The sequence below is a fragment of the Phocaeicola faecium genome (assembly GCF_014837055.1).
GTDB lineage: Bacteria > Bacteroidota > Bacteroidia > Bacteroidales > Bacteroidaceae > Phocaeicola > Phocaeicola gallinarum.
Genome location: NZ_JACSPQ010000055.1, coordinates 1 through 21,397 on the forward strand (window position 1 = coordinate 1; position 21,397 = coordinate 21,397).

General features: G+C 41.4%; 22 protein-coding genes and 1 pseudogene. 11 read left to right on the forward strand and 12 right to left on the reverse strand.

Annotated features, from left to right (window positions below; all coding sequences use genetic code 11):
* Positions 1–267 precede the first annotated feature (267 nt).
* Positions 268–519: pseudogene (locus H9626_RS14360) on the forward strand (relaxase/mobilization nuclease domain-containing protein); the annotation flags it as partial.
* A gap of 24 nt (positions 520–543) precedes the next feature.
* Positions 544–1,086, forward strand: a complete 543-nt coding sequence (locus H9626_RS14365; protein ID WP_191710913.1) for a hypothetical protein — start codon at positions 544–546, stop codon at positions 1,084–1,086.
* Between the two features lie 163 nt (positions 1,087–1,249).
* Here the strand turns inward: H9626_RS14365 and H9626_RS14370 are convergent, their stop codons facing one another.
* The 6 genes from H9626_RS14370 to H9626_RS14395 are packed head-to-tail and all read right to left on the reverse strand — an operon-like array spanning position 1,250 to position 7,035.
* Positions 1,250–1,846 carry a metallophosphatase domain-containing protein gene (locus H9626_RS14370; RefSeq protein WP_438616951.1) on the reverse strand — a complete coding sequence of 199 codons (597 nt, stop codon included), beginning with the start codon at positions 1,844–1,846 and terminating at the stop codon, positions 1,250–1,252.
* 16 nt (positions 1,847–1,862) lie between these two features.
* Entirely contained in the window at positions 1,863–4,313 is a 2,451-nt protein-coding gene (locus H9626_RS14375; protein ID WP_191710914.1) for a DUF262 domain-containing protein, read from the reverse strand.
* 11 nt (positions 4,314–4,324) lie between these two features.
* A complete protein-coding gene (locus H9626_RS14380) occupies positions 4,325–5,218 on the reverse strand; it encodes an FtsK/SpoIIIE domain-containing protein (RefSeq protein WP_191710915.1) in 894 nt (297 codons plus the stop codon).
* 26 nt (positions 5,219–5,244) lie between these two features.
* Positions 5,245–5,523 (reverse strand): DNA translocase FtsK, encoded by a 279-nt coding sequence (locus H9626_RS14385; RefSeq protein WP_225231032.1) that lies wholly within the window; start codon positions 5,521–5,523, stop codon positions 5,245–5,247.
* A gap of 7 nt (positions 5,524–5,530) precedes the next feature.
* Positions 5,531–6,082 carry a 3'-5' exonuclease gene (locus H9626_RS14390; RefSeq protein WP_191710917.1) on the reverse strand — a complete coding sequence of 184 codons (552 nt, stop codon included), beginning with the start codon at positions 6,080–6,082 and terminating at the stop codon, positions 5,531–5,533.
* Positions 6,070–7,035 carry a helix-turn-helix transcriptional regulator gene (locus H9626_RS14395; protein WP_191710918.1) on the reverse strand — a complete coding sequence of 322 codons (966 nt, stop codon included), beginning with the start codon at positions 7,033–7,035 and terminating at the stop codon, positions 6,070–6,072. The genes H9626_RS14390 and H9626_RS14395 overlap by 13 nt, the downstream gene beginning before the upstream one ends.
* A 177-nt stretch (positions 7,036–7,212) precedes the next feature.
* Between H9626_RS14395 and H9626_RS14400 the strand changes: the two genes are divergently transcribed.
* Positions 7,213–7,731, forward strand: a complete 519-nt coding sequence (locus tag H9626_RS14400; protein WP_191710919.1) for a hypothetical protein — start codon at positions 7,213–7,215, stop codon at positions 7,729–7,731.
* A 66-nt stretch (positions 7,732–7,797) separates the two neighbouring features.
* Here H9626_RS14400 and H9626_RS14405 read toward each other — a convergent pair whose 3' ends face one another.
* The 6 genes from H9626_RS14405 to H9626_RS14430 form a co-directional block, all read right to left on the reverse strand.
* On the reverse strand, positions 7,798–8,964 hold the full coding sequence (locus H9626_RS14405; RefSeq protein WP_191710920.1) for a hypothetical protein: 1,167 nt from the start codon (positions 8,962–8,964) through the stop codon (positions 7,798–7,800).
* A 174-nt stretch (positions 8,965–9,138) separates the two neighbouring features.
* Positions 9,139–10,113, reverse strand: coding sequence for a DUF6557 family protein (locus H9626_RS14410; protein WP_191710921.1), 975 nt, complete (start codon positions 10,111–10,113; stop codon positions 9,139–9,141).
* A gap of 14 nt (positions 10,114–10,127) precedes the next feature.
* Positions 10,128–10,646, reverse strand: a complete 519-nt coding sequence (locus H9626_RS14415; protein ID WP_191710922.1) for a phospholipase D-like domain-containing protein — start codon at positions 10,644–10,646, stop codon at positions 10,128–10,130.
* Between the two features lie 12 nt (positions 10,647–10,658).
* A complete protein-coding gene (locus tag H9626_RS14420) occupies positions 10,659–11,717 on the reverse strand; it encodes a hypothetical protein (protein ID WP_191710923.1) in 1,059 nt (352 codons plus the stop codon).
* The gene (locus H9626_RS14425; protein WP_191710924.1) at positions 11,707–12,555 is read right to left on the reverse strand and encodes a hypothetical protein; all 849 of its coding nucleotides are present in this window, start codon (positions 12,553–12,555) and stop codon (positions 11,707–11,709) included. Before H9626_RS14425 ends, H9626_RS14420 begins: the two co-directional genes overlap by 11 nt.
* Before the next feature lie 7 nt (positions 12,556–12,562).
* Positions 12,563–13,501: a DNA-processing protein DprA gene (locus tag H9626_RS14430; protein WP_191710925.1), complete on the reverse strand. Its 939-nt coding sequence runs from the start codon at positions 13,499–13,501 to the stop codon at positions 12,563–12,565.
* 208 nt (positions 13,502–13,709) lie between these two features.
* On the opposite strand from H9626_RS14430, the gene H9626_RS14435 reads away from it, so the two are divergent.
* From H9626_RS14435 to H9626_RS14470, 8 genes are all read left to right on the forward strand, one after another.
* The gene (locus tag H9626_RS14435; protein ID WP_087249070.1) at positions 13,710–14,159 is read left to right on the forward strand and encodes a DIP1984 family protein; all 450 of its coding nucleotides are present in this window, start codon (positions 13,710–13,712) and stop codon (positions 14,157–14,159) included.
* Positions 14,160–14,408: 249 nt separating this feature from the next.
* On the forward strand, positions 14,409–14,876 hold the full coding sequence (locus H9626_RS14440) for a DUF6557 family protein (protein ID WP_191710926.1): 468 nt from the start codon (positions 14,409–14,411) through the stop codon (positions 14,874–14,876).
* 33 nt (positions 14,877–14,909) lie between these two features.
* Positions 14,910–15,893, forward strand: coding sequence for an FtsZ/tubulin family protein (locus tag H9626_RS14445; RefSeq protein WP_191710927.1), 984 nt, complete (start codon positions 14,910–14,912; stop codon positions 15,891–15,893).
* Between the two features lie 8 nt (positions 15,894–15,901).
* A complete protein-coding gene (locus H9626_RS14450) occupies positions 15,902–16,792 on the forward strand; it encodes a hypothetical protein (RefSeq protein WP_191710928.1) in 891 nt (296 codons plus the stop codon).
* A 1,018-nt stretch (positions 16,793–17,810) separates the two neighbouring features.
* Positions 17,811–18,695 (forward strand): TraB/GumN family protein, encoded by an 885-nt coding sequence (locus tag H9626_RS14455; RefSeq protein WP_191710929.1) that lies wholly within the window; start codon positions 17,811–17,813, stop codon positions 18,693–18,695.
* A gap of 78 nt (positions 18,696–18,773) precedes the next feature.
* On the forward strand, positions 18,774–19,250 hold the full coding sequence (locus H9626_RS14460) for an RNA polymerase sigma factor (RefSeq protein ID WP_191710930.1): 477 nt from the start codon (positions 18,774–18,776) through the stop codon (positions 19,248–19,250).
* A gap of 12 nt (positions 19,251–19,262) precedes the next feature.
* Entirely contained in the window at positions 19,263–19,853 is a 591-nt protein-coding gene (locus tag H9626_RS14465; protein WP_178257475.1) for a hypothetical protein, read from the forward strand.
* Positions 19,854–20,156: 303 nt separating this feature from the next.
* Entirely contained in the window at positions 20,157–21,332 is a 1,176-nt protein-coding gene (locus tag H9626_RS14470) for a purple acid phosphatase family protein (protein WP_191710931.1), read from the forward strand.
* Positions 21,333–21,397: the final 65 nt, after the last annotated feature.

A 21,397-nucleotide genomic window follows, 5' to 3' on the forward strand; every position in this document is an offset into this window, starting at 1 on the left:
GTTCCGAATCGACTACAAATAACACCGATTCGGAACTAATTCACAAAATTTGCAACGTGGTTTACCGAATGCTTACGTATCATTAAAATGTTATCCTCCAATAAATACATTAAGTTATAAAATGAGACTATAATCACAAAGAACTCATCAAGGAATTGTTTATTCAGATTAAAACCCCATTTTTCCGCAATTGGGGAATCAAGGATAGTACAAAATCAGCTTAAATGAGTGGATTTTCATTTGAATAATATGGATAACTATAGATATATCATTCGGCAGAATTGTTCTTTGGAGGAAGCACATCCGTTGGCTAAAATTGAAGAACTACAGCACACGGCTTTTTTGCTCTTTGCCGGGTATTTGGATGCTGCCACAAGTCTGGCGGCATCAAGCGGCGGTGGCGGTTCTGACACAAGTAGCTGAGGACGGGACAAGGATGAGGACGAACTTGAATGGGCACGCCGCTGTGCAAGAATGGCAAACAGAATGTGCAAGCGCAAAAAGGAACTTCATAGATAAACGAATTATTAAAAAGCAGAAATCATGGGAATTGGAAAATCAAAAATCACTCCATCAATAAATGTTGATGATATGTTGAAAAAGGCTGAAATTAGCCATGAGATAGAGGCTGAAAAGCAGGATGCAGACAAGCGGCTCACAGAAATCCGTGAAGCAAAAGAGGCATTGTTAAAAATCCATCAAGACCTTCAAGACGCTATTAAAGCAGAGCGTGATGCTGCAATGATATTGAAAACTGCTATTGATAGTTTCGGCAATATCATTAACGGTATTTGCAATGCGATTGTAAAAGCAGAGCAAAACACACAGTTCAAGGCAACTATAAAGTCTGAACATCTTGCCCAGCTTCAACAACTCTTAAACCAAGCCATTGAGACATGGAAAACCCTATTGGAAAATCATCGTTCCGAACAGACGAAAATGTTAACGGAACATGAATCCAATATGCGCAAAATCCTTAGGCGAAATGAAGGCGTTTGGTTCTCTGACTTCTGGATGAAAGTTTTGGTGATATTTTTGTTCGTTTATACGATGGCATTAGGGTTGATTGTATATTGTGTCGCGTGAAGTGTCATGTGCGATGCCATCCAATATGAACGGTTTTCTGCCTCTAACATGCTCCAGTCTTTACCAACAACTTGTTAGCAAATTAAAAAGCAAAGTTCGGAAAAGCGACTGAACTTCGCCGCCATTTCCTTAAATACCCCTTTCTGAATAATCAATACTTTCATTAGATTTCAATCAGGTTCGGAAGGTTGAAGTTCGTGTAATCTCCATTCATGATCGCGCCATTTGAGAAAATAGTTAAACCATCTTTCTTTACGCCATGCTGTTTATGGATATGGCCAAACAGATGCAAACGAGGCTTTATTTCTTCCACCCTCGCCAGAAGTTCTGTCGAACCATACTTTATCCCATCGTCAAAATCAAGAATACCATAGGGTGGGCAATGGGTTATCAATACATCCGTGTCGGCAGGTATGGCAGCATAGTTACGGCTCTGACGTTCAGAGATACAATCTTCCATAAACATGGGAACGCCATAAAAATTAACGTCATCAATTGTTACGCCGGAATTGCATAGGTAATACACATTCTTATCCAACCCGTCTATCTTGGCTCCATATAGGCAGGCATCGTGATTGCCACAGATAAAATTTTTGTAGGAATAAGGGAGGTCGCAAAACCAGTTCATAAAATCAATGGCTTCTTGCTCACTTCCATTCATGGTGAAATCCCCTGAATGTACAAGGATGTCAGCATCGGGTAGCTGGGTGAGCCGCCGATGCTGACTGTGGGTGTCGGAGAGGTGGAGGATGGTCATCATTATTCAAATTGAATACTTATTGCAACTCCTTAGATGCGAATTTTGCTAATTCTTTTAGTTCATTGATTATTATATCATTATCCGTGTTTATGCTAATCTCTTTACAAATGTGCCACCATGAATTATTATCCTCATACAACTCGTATGTTTCGTATCTTCTCAACTTTTGCAACTGCCCTTCTGCTACTTTCCCGGAACGTTCAGCATTTTGGGGCAACCGTCTCAGCCCTATCTCTATTTGGTCGCCAATGCTTCCATCTTGATATAGTACCATCGTAAAAGCTGCATAATAATTGTTTTCGGTAATGCAACCGCACGACATCCACTCCCTAGTCCAGTCATCAATATCGTTTTGAGGATACTCAATATTATCGTAAAGGTAGTATATACCTGCAGTAAAACCTTCCTTTACCAATATATCGCGAATAGCCGTCATTCTTTCATTACGGTTTTTTATTCCTCCTTTTTCGATGAAAGTAATTTCTCCTACCCTAAAATCTACTGGCTCAAGTAGAGCATATACTTCCTTGTATATCTTGCACATACGAGTGAAAGTCTTTTCTGCAAAGCACTTTGCCTGCTTTGCATCACTATTTAACATTGCATTAAATAGTTCGTCGAAATCGGATATATCATCATCAGCCAACAAGCCTATAGGATTCTCTTTATATTCCTCCCAGTTTGCCTCATTACTTTTTGCCCTGTTCACCCAGAATGGTATTGCAGCCATGTTCCCATTGTTATCCTTCCAAGCCTTGCAATAATCAGTGTATGCCTGTCTCCAACTTCTTCGTCTGTGTATCCAGTCTTGAGGTATGATATGGTCGAAATCCCAAGGTCTGTTTTTGTCTTCCCATAAATCTTGCCGTGCTGGGTCGTAATTAGGAAATCTCTTACACATATATTCCCGTTGCGCGTAGAGTAGCATTTCTTCGTTGTAAGAGACGGTTTCCCACAGCGGCCACCACGGCATACTGCCGCGCCCATTCCCATCAGGTCGCCAGTTCTTATCACCCTCTATTATAAACAAGCTCCTAAATGCTTCTGGCGACAACAAGGGGATAATCGTCCCTTTCACACACGACACCAACAACACTCGCTTTATAATGGTTCTCCATTCGTTTAGTGGATTGTTTGCCACAGCCTTGTATATACTATTTGCCACACCAAACTTATCGCCGACCATCCAGTGAAGATAGTAAGCCGTTGCTCGAAATAGTGCCTCTTCCTTTAATATCGGATCTATCTGTCCCTCTTCTTTCCACTTGGCAAATATCATCAGCAACAGGTACACTTCGGGCGACTTACGGGCAATTGTGGTTCTTAATACTTTAGGTATCTTATCATAATTGGTCAGCCAATGGTCTACTGTAACTAATATGTGGCTCATTATAGAGCCTTTCCCATCAGTACAATACAGTTCGTTTATTGCTTTACGTATACCATCGTCACCAGCCAACTTTCTGATTTTCGCCACAGACGGTGCTCGTTCAAGTCCCTTCCCCGTAGTAGAGAGTACGAGTTGGAAAGCCAATGATATCAGTGTATGCGGAGGCATGTAGAGTGTTGCCAATCTATCGTTCTCTTCCGTCAGTTCCGGCCAATAAGCCTTTACTGCTGAGTACATCAACTCGCTTTGGGTGATCGGTGTACCACCGGTGCCGATACGGTTGAAAAGTATCTCTATGTCCGAGAGTGCTCCGGCCTCACCTTTATCTTCGCTTTCATTTTCGATGGTCTCTTGGAGTATGTTAATGGTCGGAACCTTATAATGCGACAGTCTCTTGAATGCTTCATTGTACTTGACTATCAAGCCATCATTTATTTCGTCCACTTGTTTCAGCTTGAACTTTCTGGATGTTTTGTTTTCTTCTATTTTGTCCATGATACATTTCGCAAAGCCATCTTTGTCCTCACCATGCTCCTCACCTGCGACTATCATCCAGCACAGAGGAATGGGTAATCCCGATTCTATAGGATAAGTTTCAGTCAGGCTGATTGTGCCTTCGTATTCGTTGCCTGTGTTTACTCCAAATTCCTGAAGCGCAGCTCTCTTTTGCGCCGTATTAAGCGTAGTGCAGTCATCGTTAGCCTTATAACCCCAAGGGTGTGCCTTTGTGGTGGCACGAATGATGTATTTTCTGGTTGTCTTACTACTACCCCACACTTTATCATCGGGTTTTAGGTCAAACCATAAGATACAATCTTCGTGCGAGAAAGTACCATATCCCAAGGCCACAGCATTCCAACGTTGTTGCCCATCAATTAGGTTATATATATCTGTACCCTCTGTGTGCAAATGCGAAAGAGTGAAAGCACCGATAGGGAATTGGCGTAGGATAGAGTCCCACAACAACTCCACCTGATGGGGTTTCCATACTAACCCTCGTTGTATAGCCGGGATTTTTACTTCTGAATCGATCCTTGTCCAATTTGACATTTCTTTCAACGTCCATTCTGTTTTCATAAAAATATGTCCTATTGATTTATTTCTTGTTGTGCAATAAAGCTAACCACCTGATTGATTTCCTTCTTATCAACGTAAGCACACTGAACACGTGTGAGACTTGATATATGCGAGAAAAGCATATCCCCCTTACCTAAGAGCTTACATGCGTCAGCATTGTGTATTATTACTCTTGAGTCAGATTGCGTAGCAACCTTGAAAGCAATGCTTGCGGGAAAATTTGCACTAATGTTACCCGTAATGATATTGTAGGTAGGGCGTTGGGTCGCAATAATAAGATGAATACCTACAGAACGTGCTAATTGTGCAAGTCTTACGAGAGGCATCTCTATATCTTCTTCAGCAATCATTTTTAAATCAGCAAATTCATCGATTATCACCACTATGTATGGCATATATTCATATCCATCAGCGTTGCCAATGGTGTTATTTGTGATTTTCTCATTGTATTCATTGATGTTTCTAACATTAGTATGTTTCAGCAAATCAAATCTTTTGTTCATTAATTCACATAAACTATTAAGTGCAAGTACCGCTTCATCAACATCTGTAATTATAGGATGCTTGCACCCTTGTATTTTCATTAAAAAAGAATTTATCAATGGATAATATATTTCAAATTCTACCTTTTTGGGATCGATAAGTACAAAGTTTAGTTCTTGTGGTGATTTTTTAAACAGCAAAGACATGATGATATCATGTAAGCATACTGTTTTTCCTTGTCCTGTGGCTCCACCGATAAGCAAATGAGGCATTTTGGCCAAATCAAACATGAAGACCTCATCATCAATTGTTTTGCCTATTGCACAAGGCAAATCCATATCATCATTTTTTAATGTGGTAGCCTCAATGATATCTTTCAATTGGTATGTATATGGTGCTGGATTTGCAATTTCTATTACCATGACGTTCCGTCCTGGGACTGGTGACATTATTCGAACACCCATAGGAGAAAGACATATGATATATCATGTTCATTTTTACGGACCTTTGCATAAAGTTGTCCACTTTTGGGCTTGATCTCATAGCGTATAGCAGAAGGGCTTAATGTATATTTGATTTCATTAATTGGTATGCAAAAAGTGCGTAAAACGTCTATAATGTGCTTTTGCTGTTCTTCCAATTGTTCTAAGTCAACATCTTGGGCAATGGCACTAGCCGAATCCAACAAATTAATTGTGGGATAATGGTAAATTGAATTATTCATCATTTTTATTTTATAGTTTTCCATTACAATACTCCATGTTCTCCAATTTGCACACTTCAGCATACTCGATTTCCCTTAGAAACAGCCGTGCGCACATCTCGGCATCATCCCCTGCCCGGTGGTGTTGACCGTATGGAATCTTAAACTGGTCGCAAAGGTAATCCAGACTGTTGCAACCGAAATTATAGAGCCTGCGGGCTGCACGGAGGGAACAATAATAGGTGATGTCGGGCTTTTCCATACCGTACAGCTCCAATGAATGACGGATGCAACCGATGTCAAAAGCCGCATTGTGGGCCACAAGTACAGGAATGTCTTTGAGGTATCCGCAGATTTCAGCCCATACTGCGGGAAACTCCGGTGAGTCCACGGTGTCGCTTGGACGAATTCCATGAATTTGCATATTCCAATAACTGTACCTATTTCCTTGCGGACGGACAAGCCACGAACGAGTCTCTGCAATCTTTCCGTCACGCACCACACAGATACCCGCCTCGCAGACGGATGCACGTTTGCCTGTAGCTGTTTCAAAATCTATGGCTATGAAGTTTATTCCTCGCATGGTTTGCCCTCCTTTTTCTCTGTATAATAGTCCAACATGTTTTGGGCGAAGTTGCGCACCTCTTCACGCACGGGTTCCGGCTCCAACACTTCCACTTGATCGCCTTGGGCAAGCACCAGTTGGTAGAAATCGAAAGTCGGTTTCAGGTGGTATTCAAAAAGAGTCGATTCGTCATCACTACCAATTTCACGTTGTGATTCGTGCAGGGGCAATGTGCGCAGATAGTCTGCAAAACCATTGTATGCCCGAAGAACAATCTTTTGAGGCGATTCGTTAGAAGTGATTATGCCACAACATCCTTCAAAATGGTTGTGCACATCGAAGTTCTTTTTCACCTTGAATGTCCGTCCCGTATCTTGAATGTCTGAAATACGGTCGAGGGCGTACACCAAATACACATCACTTGGCTTGACGCCTTGTTCTTTATTCCGCTCGGAGTAATAAGGACTGCGCGCCACTACATACCAACGGCGTTTCACCACTTTCAAGAAGTAAGGCTCAATGTCGAATGTGCTGGGTTCCGGTTTGCCGAAGCCTTGGTGCGTAATGCTCAACACATGGTTACGACGCATGGCATCCGCAATGCAGGTCAGCCAGGTCTGTCCCGAAGGGATTTCCTCAAAGATAATCCGGTCTTCCAGCTTGTTATCCGCTTGTATCTGGTTCAATGTGGCGTATGAACTGATAAGCCAGCTGCGCAGATTATTGCCCTCTATGCGTTCCGGCTCGTCAATATAATAACGGTATCCGTCCTTCCGGTCACATTCTATATATACATCAAAAATGTCTTTGATGGCTTTCTTATGGTTATGAAAGGTCTTCAAAGGCAGTTCCTCGCCATAGCCTAATCCACTTTCCTGCCAAAGTTCATTGATTTCCTGAAACGTCAGCCGTTTGTATCTGCGCAAGATGTCCATCAGCCATACGTATCGTCCAAAAAGATTTGCTGCCATATTGCTGTCATTTAATGGTTATGCCACAAAGTTACGCATTTCCTTGTGCCAAATCGTAGCTCAATATTAAATTTTCTCTTTTTCCTGCATTTCTTTTTATTATATGCCTCGTTTTGGCATTTAACGCTCTTTACTTTGCAGCAGAATGAATGATAAACTTCTAAACATTAACGTATTATGGTAACAAAGAATTTAAGCAACGATTTTATGGCGAAAGTATTGGAAGATGCCGCTTGGAAGGAACTTTCGGGCGACTTTGCTTGGAACGAGCAACTGCTGGAGAAATACAAGGACAAGGTGGAATGGAAAACGGTTTCCGGCAACCGTACCATCCTTTGGACGGTCTCCATGCTTGAGAAATTTAAGAACAGAATTGACTGGGAAGAACTTTCCGGGTCGAACAATGAGCACCTATTTACGGCAGAAAACTTGGAGAAATACAAGAACTATTGGAACTGGCGGGAATTATCCCGTAACTCCGATCTGATTCTGACTTCGGAACTTTTGGAGCAGTTTGCCGACTGCTGGGACTGGAATGAAATTATTGATTGTTACGGCAGGGAAGGTTTGTTCAGTGCGGAGTTCTTGGAAAAGTATCAAGACCGCATTCCCGCTTCCTCTTTGCAACGCTCCCGCTTGTGGGACAAGCTGGTTGAGGATGAAGCAAAACGGTTGAAAGTACAGATTCTCTCTTGATGTCGGTTAATTGACTCCGCAAAAAGGTTGCCCAAAGACTGGATAGTAAGGGTAACCTTTTTAATTTTACCAACATAAATCACCATTAATGCCCGTAAAAGCATGAGCCACATGTGAAGCCTCATCGTCTTTTCCTTGATGGCTTAACGCATTCCACACCCCTGTTACGACTCTGCATGGACCACGACCATTTGGCGAATATTGCCAATTACCTTCTCTAAAACATGGAACTTGATTCAATATCGAGGAGGTAAGTAACCTGGCAGTCATGGTTGCCCCATATTTACGAAGCTCTAATGCGATTCCTGTTATGATTTCCTGAGCCAGTTCGTTATATTCTTCAGAGGATTGTGGATGCTTATTCATGGCTATCTGATTAGCCAAATCACAAAAGCGTGAATAGTCTGTCGTCTCGTCATAATGAGGAAAATGTCTGAAACGTTTAAATAACTTATGGCTTGCGAGAGCATCACAAACTGCTTGTGCAAAATCTTTTTTGTCTATAATACCTCTTGTCATATAACTTGAATGCCAACAATGCAGAATAACAACGCCTTTATGAATATATTCATGCAAGAATCCATCTTTACCCCATTTGTTAATTGGCTTCAAACCGTCAACGGGTCTATAACTGTCATAGGACTTTTCATTTCGGTATAAATATAAAATAACCTGTGGTTTAAACACGTCTATGAAATTGTCTATATTCGTAATTCCAGCATCAAAAGCTATTTCTTGGATACTATTCATTTCATCTGGAGTTATTTTACTTTGATCGACACCTCCTGAATCGTAAGTTTCAATAGCATGGCAATTATTCCATGCGATACTATTGATGATGGGGGAATCTTTTTCAAGCACACTATTTACGTCAACATCATACATCAAAGCTAATACTTCAGCGAAATATTGCCAAAATGTATTGCGCCATTTAGAAGGTCCTTCCGTGCGAAAACGGGTTTCTGAATTAGAAATTATGCTTTTCCCCTTCTCGAAATCCTTCAGATTTTCATACAAAGAATCTCCCCACCCATAGGTTTCTTTCCCCATTATTGCAATCTTAACCAATGAATCGGCATAATATTTACCACAAGATGGAACAAACAGTTCCGGTATTGCTTTTAAGCATTCGTCAGAGACATGAAGTTCATTTAACTTCTCAAAAAACATACGACACAAAGTCTCGTATGTAAGATTGCGCTGTTCCTGAATATGTTTATCTAAATCATACATTTCTATATAGTCATATTAGGAGATTAGACGGATTCAACTGTCAAGTGCAAATTTAGGGAATTCCTTTTGAAAAACTTATAATGGCACACAAGATCGTATATTTTAATAATCATTAGGATTTGATGGATTTACAGCTGCCTCAAATCTGGTTAGGAAGGGCTGCCTCTTTTTGTATTATCGTTGGCTTAGCATCAACATGGCTTTTACATCATGTTTATTACTTTCATAGTCGGATGTACCAAACAGAATGTCATCATACCCTAAATACAAACATATCGCTTTCTTGAATTTATTTAATTCCTGCTCTGTCAATGGGCAGCAATTGGGAACCTTTATGAAAACAACAGCATTATTGTACTTCTCCAATGCGAGTTGTTGGTATTTGGTCATCGACTCTAAAATGTAGTCCAAACGTCCATCTGTTCCGCTTGTGACGGACAAGTAATCGTATTGCCTACCATACTCAATGTGAAGCAGGAAATCCACGTCACTTCTCTTGAAACTACTTCCTTCGGCGGAAAGTTTCGTTATTAGATTTTCGCGAGCAGCCATCTGTTTCAGATATTCCTCTCGTTTGTCCTGACGGTATTCCCGTTTTCGTTTAGAGCGGTTCTTCCGGTCATTGAACAAGTAACGAGTGCTTTGCAGGGTGGTGTACCGTTCTCCGTTCTCTCCTCGGCAACGAAACCGCCGTGGAGTTTGATGCTTCCAAATGCTTTCCTCCAGCTTGTCCAAAGCAATTTCATATTGATTAGTTGGCTTATGGTAATTAAACTTCCGATTAAAGGTTTCTAATTGTTCTTGTGGGGAGAATCCCCAATAAGTGATTTCCCACAAGCAATGCATGGCGAGTTCTGCCAGAGTAAGATGCACATCATCGGCCACGACAATTTCTTTGGCCAAATCTTCTTCCCAAGTACAGTCGTGCATCGGGCTTACGCCAATCCATTTTTCTTCATCTTCCCATTCTCCGCCATGCCATTCTACAAAGATTTTACCTTCAAAATTATTTGCAGGTTTCATGTTACGAAGAATGTCGTATGCCTCGCGGAAGTCATAGAGGTTGTCCAGATGTTCTGGCTCGTGTTTCTCCAGATACGGAAGAAGTTCGTCGAAGCCGACTTGCGTTAGTAATTCTTTTAGTGTCATAATTATAAGTTTAATTATTTCCATATCAACGGGTCAGGACAATACTGCTTCCGTTGGCATTTTAAACATTCCGAACCGCGCCATACCTTATCAAATTCTTCAACAACTGAATTTAGAATATTCACTTCGTCAGTGATTATACCAGCTTCAAAATTGCGGCGCAATTGAGATTTCATTCCCATACCTGCGCCCGTCAAGTTGGCACTTCCGATGTAACAGAAGAATGAATCAATAACGATAATTTTAAAATGCACGCGGGGACACAGCATCCGCTCCAACTGTTTGGCAAGCAAGGGATAACTGTCAAAGTCCTTTCTGAATGGCTGTCCTGGCTCTTTGGCATGTATCAATCTTATTTCCACTCCTTTGTCAATCAGTTCTGACAAGATGGCCAAAAATGGTAGGTTCATTCCATTGCGCATTACGTAAAGATCCTTGATATCAGCAGTACCGATCCAAAGGGAACGGCGTGCTTTTGCTACAAGGTTCAGCACGATGTCATAATGCTCAATGTCAGAAATGAATTTTATCATGAAGCGATTCGATTATGAGAAAATATCATAATAAGTTTGTATGTCTCTTTTGCGCAAAAGAAGTTGCATACTTTGCTGCATAAGCGAAGAAGAGCGGTTGTCGGTCTGCTCCCATAACTGATTGTGCGAGGCAAAATCAGTCAGGCGATTGAACAAGTCATACATGTTTATGTCGCTTTTTGCTTGTTTGGGTGGAACGTGTAGGCCTTTTGTCCCATACATTTCTATGAGCCTGCTGTAAGGCATCAGTTGTTCCGCCAAGTCTTCAGGCGCACCATGCCGTAGCAGAAGATTCTTACCGCTATACACTTCTGACAATGAGGCAGGTGTATTGTTGGCTGTCACCAATGCCTGCTTAAATGAGTGCCAGTTCCGGGTAATCAGTTTTGGATTGTTGGACGAGTTGATAATCTCCGTTATCTTTTTGTCATCAATCCTGTGTACGCGTTCCAATGAATTTTCAGAAAGTTGCATCTGTCCGTTCGTGCAAACCAGTCGAAGATAATAGTTGCCAAGCTCTATCTCTCCGAGATTCCATTTTAAATACAGTCCGTTGGTAACAAACTCATCATTGTTGAAAGGCGCATCGTGTTGTGGATAAATAGGCATCAAGCGTACGATTATGCCATATGCGGCACGGGCGGAGCCCTGCAATTGGTCAACCTCAAAACTGTATTTGTCGGCAAGTATTTCGACGACATCGAAAAAAGAGCGCATGGGTATCGCTTCTTCGTCCAACGGTACAATACCGTCAACTATGCTTTCAGCAGCATTGGCTATTAACGCAAACTTCTTTGGACGAGCCACGCAGTTGGCCATAGCGAAACTGTTTCGCAGATTCATCACAACGTCATTTCCGTAAGCCTGTTTCACTCCTTCACGCTGGCGAGGCGAAAGTCCTATCAGTTGGTCGAGTCGATTCTGCACGTTTGGGGTGACCATAACTGGTACGCCTCGGATGTTGTAAAAGTTTTCACCTTCGGCAATCAGTTCATTCTTGCTCATCACAATGTAAGGAGCCTGTTCTTGCAAAAGCGCGTCTCGCCTTGATACATACTCTTTATTTGTCATCACTTATATTGTTAAAAAGTTTATTGAACTTGTCTGCATATTCATGAAGTTGCGAACTGACTTCGTTTTGAAGCTTCCGCAACTTTTGGTCGTTATAAAGTCGTTCTTCATCAAAATACACATCTCCGGTCTGACTGAGACTATAATACAATTTCACACCGACATCGCCACGCCGATGTTTGGAGAATGTAACATAACGGTCAGAATAGATATTCTTCGGGTTGTCAAGTCGCAGTTCCATCATGGCAGTTATCATGTGCTTCAGTCGGTTGCTGCCAATAAAAGCACCGTTCTTTGTCACTTGTTGTATGGTTAGGAAGGAGGTGTGTACTTTCCTTTCATTTTTCGCCTTGTTTTGCTTTTTAATGATTGATAATAACAAGCTCTCGGATTTCTTTAACGTAATATTCTCTTCTTCTTTCACAATGCCTTGTAGTTCGTAAAAGGAATCAATCGCAACAATATCCCAGCCCATACGCAGCACTTCCTCAAAATCTTCAAGGGCATGTGTTTCGGAATCAAATTCTGCTTCAATGAACATTATATCCAACTCGCCAAACTTAGGATAACGCTGTACGTAAATGGATAAATCGATTTCGTTCATCTCTGCGCTTATAAAAAGCATCTTCACATTAGGCTGCATTCTATGAATGTTTGCCATTAAATCAAGAATGATAGTTGTTTTACCTACACCGGGATCTCCGATAACCATGTAGTTGACTCCTTTCGGAAGGCCACGATAACTGCATAACAACAAGTCCAACACTGTTCCTGATAAATAGTTAACGAACAGGTTCTTGTCGAATCTTATATCCTTGACCTTTACTATCTTTTTCATTCTTAATTTAATAGTATGGATAAATAACCAGGCGATTGTCATTATCTAATGTTACCTCCTGCCCAGGCCTAATGGGTAGAGCTAAGTTATAATCGAGCAGGAACTTATTGCCGGAGTTTAGTTCATTCTGCGTATCATACCGGACAGAATAAACCTTGTTTTCCCATCCAAAGGGGACTCCGTTATATTCTTGGGCGAAGCGCACGGCATACATCGTACCGCTGATGATGGGACATTGTGCCACGATGACCGATTGGGTCAAGACAACTTGCATACGGCAACGCGCCACCAGCTTTGTGGGATTAGCTTTCACGCCAAAAGGATATTCGGACAAGATGGCTCCGCCCTTGGCAATTATTTCATCCTGCAACGATTTGTTCACTCTAGGATGCGTGATGTCCAAGCCCGAGGCCACTAAAGCGATTGTTTGTCCGCCCGCATCAAGACACCCCTGGTGGGCAGCCGTATCGCATCCCAAAGCCAGACCACTGATGACGATATGTCCTTGTTCACCCATCTGTTTAGCAAGCCCGTATGCCACGTCCAATCCATCTTTATCCGCAGCACGGGCACCAATGATAGCCACATTGTCTTCACGGTTGAGTAAATCCTTATTCCCTAGCACGTGGACGAGCGGCGGTGCATCTTGGCATAAATTGCGGAAGTGATGAGGATACGCTTCCTCATGATAAGGGATGGTAATCACTCCTGCTTTTGTCTGCCTGTCCAATATCCGTTTTGCCTTGTCGAGTTCGCGGATGGACATGGAAGCCGTTTCTTTCAGTGAATATCTTTCGCTTTCCATGTCTTCATATAGTTGCTTGGGAGAATACCCCAGCAACTGCAGGCATAATAATTCTTCTACCGAAAGATAAGAAAGCCTCCATGCCTCTATTTTATTTTGCTGCTTCTTGGCAGCCCCTTCCCAATCTTCGCTATTTTTCATAAGACGATATTTATTTTGCGGCAAAGGAAACCTTTCGATGCGCCGAATCGGAGCATAGGCTGATTATTTTTTTCGTCTGCTTTCGTTTGCATTACTCTACATGTGGTTCGAAAAATTATAATAGAAATAAAAATATCTCCGCCTTGTGCTGCGATTTGGCACTTTCATGACGGATATTTGCACCATCAAACCAAATAGGAGGAATAGAATGAAACTGGCAGAAGCATTAAGCATCCGCGCTGACCTGCAAAACAGAATCGACCAATTAAAGAGCCGACTGAAGTACAGCGCCAAGGTGCAGGAAGGTGACCAACCTTCTGAGAACGTGAACGAATTGTATAAAGAATTGGATGAATGCCTTTCGCAATTCGAGGGGATTGTTTATCGGATTAACCACACCAACATGCAAACCGTGCACGAAGGAGAAACTCTCACTCAAATGATTGCCCGCAAAGACGCATTGAAGTTGCGTCTGACAGTAATGCGCGACCTCTTGAAGCACGTTGTTGAAAATGACCGTTACGGACGACAGGAGATAAAATATGTCCGCACGGTGGATGTGGGTGAATTGAGAAGGGTGACGGACAACTATTCCAAACAACTCCGAAGTCTGGATATGAAGCTACAAAGCCTGAATTGGTCAGTTGATTTAATTTAATAAAATAAGGTGTAGTCCTTCTTTTATCAGGCAATGGCGGCACTTCTTTGTCGTATGACAGGGGCAACAAACCAAGGTGGCAGCTGGTAGAGGCATGGTTATTACTGCGCATCTCCAACACAGCGTACAAACGCATTCACGCATACGACCCCTGGGGGAAGATTATTACGCATTACCTTGTGCCGATTGTTTTTGGAAAGAGGATGAGGGTGGGTTGAGGGGATTAGTATCATGATAAAAAATAGTGTTATGACATTCAAGGAACTGTTTTCGCAATTTAGTTTTGCTGAAATAAGTCCGGCATTCTTGAATCTATGGCAAACCAACGAACCGAAGTTGGCCGGGCAGCTTGATTTGGACAAGTGGAAAAGAATTTATCAGAAAGTGCAAGCGTTGGAGGCAAAATCATCCCCCTATTACATCCGCTTGGGATGGCGTTGGGAAACCTGTAGTCCGATGATAGATATGAACTGTTCTGTATACGACAAAGCGGACAATCACCTCGACTGCCCTATGGCCTGCTATCCTTCGTGGTCGGAAATAGCTGGTATGGAAGTGGTGGTAGAAAAAGATATCGTGATCACGCCACAAGAGCTTGTCGCGGGCTTGCTGTGGGAAATCACTTACTTTGGCGGGACGGAAGAGATGGCGGAAGAAAATCGGAAAAGAATATTCCAATATCAAGGGGCAGTAATGGATACATCGAAAAGACTTTGACTAACTAACTTATTATAATAAATTGTTGCTTATATGGAAGAGAATGATTCAACTAAGCCTGTGTTTGACTTTTTTGACTTTCAACCCAAAACTTGTTCCTTCTCAATAATCGGAATTGGGGGCGGAGCCGGAAGAATTGTGGAAAAAATGCAGAAATATGAACTGCCGGATACGAATTTATACGTGTTTGGTATGAATAAAAAGGAAATGAGAGAATTATCTCTCGCTCATAAGTATCTCATTGGCACTGACGGATTAGGAAGTGGAAAGGACAGACGTTTGGCAGAGGCAGAATGTAAGAAATCGTTGCCGTGTTTAAAGCAAATACTTGCAGACAAACTTGTGTCTATTTTTATTGTATGCTTGGGCGGAGGAACAGGAGAAGGATGTATCAAACATTTTCTTCAGAAAGCCGTTGATTTGAAAGTTAAGGTAAAACTGGTAGTTGCCACTTTGCCGCATTCGTCTGAGGGTATGGAAAAGAGAAGGAATGCTGTAAAGTTGCTTGGTGAATTGGAAAAAATTGCTGACGGAATTTTCGTTGTGGATTATGATGCGTTGCCTTGCCATACGCTTTCTGAACTATTTGAAGAAGCAAACAAAAGAGTCGCTAATATCGCGAACTCGTTTTTCAGTCTGATAATAAAGCACAGTCTGGTTTGTTTTGACCTTAATGATGTGAGAAGTTTCTTGGGTTATCATTCTTGTACAAAGTTTATTGACTACTTTACATTATCAGGAAGCGTTGATTATTTGAAGGCTGAATTAAAAAATATACGAAAATTCCTTCCGGCAAAATATGTTTCATTAGAGGATGTTTCTAATTTAATCTTTGCTCTTTATTATAACAGGAAGGTTGACGATGATGATAATGACCCTGTCCGTGAACTTTTAAATGTTTTCCATGATTGTATAGAGATGAAACAGGAAAGCACTCAGATAAAATGGACGATGTTTGACGTTCCAACCATGCCGACAGGCATTTTTCGGATAGACATTTTTACCAAATGCAATTAATGGTTATTATGGAAAAAATAAATGAAGTATTCTTCAGTGAACATGGACTAACTTCCACCTCGGCTTCGCACTTGGCTGATTTGGCACAGGAGGTTATAGCCGGGAATGAAACGAAGTTGAAAAACATGACTTTTGTGACCACAAAAGTCGATATTGTAGGTTCGGCTTCCGAATCGGGGAAAACCATCTGTGTCGGCTATGACGGGAATATGCTAGCCCAGGTGCGTCCGCTTTTGGAAGAAATAGCCTCAATGAACGCTTTTTGCGCTTGGATGAGAGAAGCAGTCAAGGCTAAAGACAAAAAATTAAAACAGGTGGCAAACTTCACATTTGAAGAATGGTGTACGTTTCAAGGAGTCGAAATACCTTCCAGTCCATCCTATCCGAAGGAAACGACGGAAACGGATATCATTGCTCAAATGAATATCAAGGAGCGTAACCGCTATCTGCAATTGGAAGCCGTAGCTGCTACTATTGGAAAATACATCCATCCCGGAGGCCAATTTTCTTCTGCTCGTGAGGAACTACAGAACGGAATCATGAAGCCTTACAGTACCGATGGTAATGGAAAAGACACGCTGATTTACGCTCATGTTCCTTCCGTTGACCCGCAAAAAGTAGAAGATGTGTTTTTCGAACTCCAAAAATGGCATCGTCAGAATGAACGGGAGCTGAATAAAATGAAGTTTGCTATCAACAAACAAGCCGAGAAACAGACTTTAGAAAATATACATCGATTCAAGCAGGAACTGGAAAGTGAAAAACAATGCCACATGAAGCTTTTCACTCAATACAAGGAATGGCAACTGAAAGAGCAGGAACGCATCTCTAAACTGAAAATTAATGTGCCGGAAGCCTTGCAAGAAACTTATGACCGCCTGAGTCGGCTTGAAGAATAAAAAACAAGGTGTCGCGAACCAGCATCTCAATGGATGCCAATCACGGCTTTGATGGGGAAGGAGATTGTCGCTTTTATTTAGGAATTAGAACATAGAATGTCTAACTAACAAACGGCGGATGTTTATGGGTATAAAAAACATCCGGTCTTGGACTTTGGCTTTACCTGTGTCTTTGTCTTGGTATTCCTGCAAAAGGAATGCCGTATTGACAATCTCTGCCCCTAACTTAAATTTTGAATACAATGGAACATTTGAGAAAAGTATTAGGTCAACCGAAAAGAAAATTCACATCTTGGGAGAAGGTTTATATTGGTTTTATGACAATCGTTCTATCGTGCAAAATAGTATTATATATTTTTTGCAGATTACAGAATGAGCTAAAAGACTAACGAGAGATTGCCATATCCAGATGAATTCTTATCTCTAAGATATGCGATAAAAACAGGTTTCCGACTTCAGTCAAAATATGGTCTTCTATGCTTACCTTTACATTGAGTTTGTCGCAAAATTATAAATTATTTGCGACAACATGATGCTTTATGCAAAACAAAAGAGGGTACTTGGCATTACTCCCAACGAGCTTAATCGCAACATTTACCTCCCTAGTTCTGCGTAAACAATGCGTAAACAAACGGTTTCAGTTAGGAGTATTTAGTGAGTTTTATAGGAGATAGTAGAATTCGTAACTGTCTGATCCTTAATCAAGATTAGCAAAACAAACTATCTCAGAAAATCATTTTATCGTTCTCATAATCTGGAGGTCCCAAGTTCAAGCTCTGGCTGGTCCACATTTAGAATCAAGCACTTACAAAGTTTTTGTAGGTGCTTTTTTTGTGTTCTTGCGCAAACAAATGCTTTGAGTCGGTTATTGTTCGCCCACCGTAATCCCTCTTTTTCCATAATTCAAACTTCGACTTTTGAAGCATAATTCCAATAAATTTAAAAAATTCTCCGATTTTTTGTAGTAAATTGCTTACCTGTGCGTCTAACAAGTAGAAACAATTTAAAATTTTAGAATATGAAAAAGATTTTGGTATTAGTGGTGCTTCTGTGCATCACTTATGGAGCTAATGCTCAGCTGTTATGGAAAGTTTCCGGAAAAGATTTGGCTAAACCGTCGTATGTATTTGGTACTCATCATTTGGCGCCGCTATCAATAACAGATAGTATACCCGGTTTTAAACAGGCTATGAATGAAACGGAGCAGGTATATGGAGAAATAGTGATGGAAGAAATGCAAAGTCCAATCAACATGCAGAAAATGCAGCAGGCTATTATGCTACCGGGTGATACTACGCTACATACGTTATTCAATAGTGCACAGTATGATAGTGTGGCGGTAAAAATTAAGCAACTGATGGGGGTAGAGTTGCAGATGTTCGATAAAATAAAACCGGCTTTTCTCACTGCGCAAATAAGTGCACTGATAGCCATGAAAACCGTAGAAGGATTCAATCCTCAGCAGCAGTTAGACGGATGGATTCAGTCTGAAGCTCAAAAACAGGGGAAAGCTGTTGCCGGTTTGGAGACAATGGATTTCCAAATGGGAGTTTTATTCGGAACGCAAACTCTTCAGCGTCAGGCCGACCAGCTACTCTGTACCGTCATGAATTTAAATAAGGCAGAACAACAAACCCGAAGGATGTCGGCTGCTTATATGAAACAGGATTTGAAACAATTAATGGAGATCGTTGAAGAAAAGCAGGGTAATTCCTGCGACGCACTTCCTGAAGAAGAAGAGGCTCTGATTTACAGGCGTAATGCTAACTGGGCTGAGGTCATGCCTGCCATCATGAAAGAAAAAGCGACTTTTTTTGCTGTCGGAAGCGGACATCTGGCTGGTGAACGTGGCATCTTAAACTTGCTAAGCAAACAAGGGTACACGATAGAAGCCGTGAAATAGTCTGAAGGCTCTAAAAACGAATATTTTGCAGAGAACCAAACATGTCTTGTGTCTAACGTACTAAAAGTTATGGATAAGATGAATAAGAAAGAAACTGACTTCATCCGGATATTAAAAGAGTATAAAACGACCATATATACCGTTTGCTTCATGTTCTCAAAAGACAAAGATGAAGTGAACGATATATACCAAGAAGTCTCTATCAATCTGTGGAAAGGATTTGACAATTTCGCACAAAAGAGTGAAATGAAAACTTGGATTTACCGGATTAGTCTGAACACGTGCATATCATTCGACCGGAAGAAAAAACGGAGAAAAACAGTTCCGTTAACAGTAGACATTGACCTCTTTGAGGATAATGACCACGAATCAAAGCAAATTAAAGCACTCTATAACCGTATCAACAGATTGGAGCCGTTCGACCGGGCTATAATCCTCCTATGGCTGGAAAACCTTCCTTACGATGAGATAGGAGCCATTGTAGGTATTTCAACCAAGAATGTTTCGGTGAGGCTTTCCCGAATCAGAGAACAACTTAAAAATATGCACCCTTAAAAGACATTCATCATGGAAAAGAATAATATAAACGATATGGACGAATTGAGACAACAGTTTGCTATCCTTACCGAGAAAATAAAATCTCAGCAGATTAACAATGAACGACTTTTGCGAACTGTTATGCAGAACAAAATGAAATGGATAGATAAGTATATCTATATAAAGTTATTCTTGCTCATGCCCTTATTAGCCCTTATGTTTCTTTACTTTTACCAAACGGGTAAAGTCTCATTATACTTTTATATCACAACCATGCTACTTGTAGCAGTAGAAATTGGTTTTGATTTCTTTATTAATAAGGTATTAGGAAAAGGATGGCTAAAACATGACTTGCTGACTTCGCGCCAGATTTTTGTAAAGATGAAAAAGAATCGCATAAATCAAATGGTAGTCGGGATTCCGATATGCATAGTTTGGGCAAGTATATTCTTGTTTGAGTTTTTGAATTATGATTTATCTGATAGAGCTTATGCCATTATAATAGGAACAGGCATTGGCATCGGGTGTCTCGTTGGTACCGGAATCGCTTTCTTAATCTTCCGTAAAATGCAACGCATCAATGATGAGATTATCAAAGAAATAGATCATTTAAAGGAATAGTTTCAAGTTTAGCTCGATGCCCACACACGAATGAATGAGGCTTCACATAAATACATAAGGCACTATAAACTATTTTCTCACAATCATATTTTATAGTGCCTTTACAAAAGAATAAACATTTACAACTTGGGGAATTTGACTAACCCTAATGTTTCACTATCATTTCACTCTTCCGGTCAAAAACAACACATAATCCTATAACGAAAGATAAACAAAGCATTTTTACCACCCGGTATTTGCAACTTTGAACTATTAGTCTACTTTTGTATCTGTAAATAGGTATCATCATTAATAGTATGAATTATGTTGCAGAGAAGAAACAAACTGAAAGATTTTCTGATGAGTGCGCTGTTCGTTTTCGGGGCAACGCACGCTTTTGCCCAAGAAACAACGGAGTTTCAAGTGAATCACGGACCTTATCTTCAAGAGGTGACTGCGCAAGGGGCTACTTTTGTGTTTACCACTTCGCTTCCTTCGTTTTCTTTTATCGAACTGAAGGAGGAAGGCGGAAAGGATATCAAATCTTATTACCATACGGAGCATGGACTGCGCGATGCGAATACGGTTTTCCACAGCGTCAGGGCAGAGGGACTGAAGCCGGGAGCGGTGTATAATTACCGGATTCGCTCGAAGGAGATGCGCGACTTCCAGCCTTACAAGGTGGTGTTTGGCGACAGTATCACTTCGCAGTGGTACACGTTCCGCACCACAGACCCTACGCATGAAGGCGGGTCTTTGTTTGTGGTAAGCGATGTGCATAACAACTATGAACAATTAGACACGTTGCTTAATCTTTGCGATTACAAAACGTGCGACGCTTTTCTCTATGCCGGCGATATGATGAATTACATAGAGGACAGCGAAACGCCTTTCCGCGCTTTCATCGACAAGAGTGTACAGCGGTTTGCTTCTTCCATACCTTTCAACATGGTGCGCGGAAACCATGAGACCCGCGGAAAACTGGCACGCAGTTATCCGAAATTATTCCCGAAATCGAGCGGGAAGATTTACGGTTCGTGCCGGATGGGAGACATCATGATTGTGATGCTGGATTGCGGTGAGGATAAACCCGATGATACGCAGGTGTATGCCGGACTGACCGACTTCGACGCTTACCGTACCGAGCAGACGGAGTGGCTGGCTCAATTAGTAGAAACGGAGGAATTTAAAACAGCCCGGTACCGTATTGTTATTTCCCACTATCCGATGGTCGACATTTTCCCGGAAGAGGAATTGACTCACGGCATCAACGATCTGAAAGCCAAAATGCTCCCGATTCTGAACAAAGCTCATATCGACTTGATGGTGTCGGGGCATACGCATGAGTTTGCTTTCCACGAGAAAAATAAGGCGGGGAATGCTTTCCCGGTAATCGTGGGAAGCAATCGGAGTGCTACCCGTCTTGATTTATCAGACGGAAAAATCAGAGTAAAGGTAGTAGAGACGTCGGGGAAAGTTTTGCTGAATACTTTACTGTAAGTCAAAGACATACATCTGTCCGACAGTTGAAAACGGCAGGCGTTTTATCGGACAGCCGCACGCAC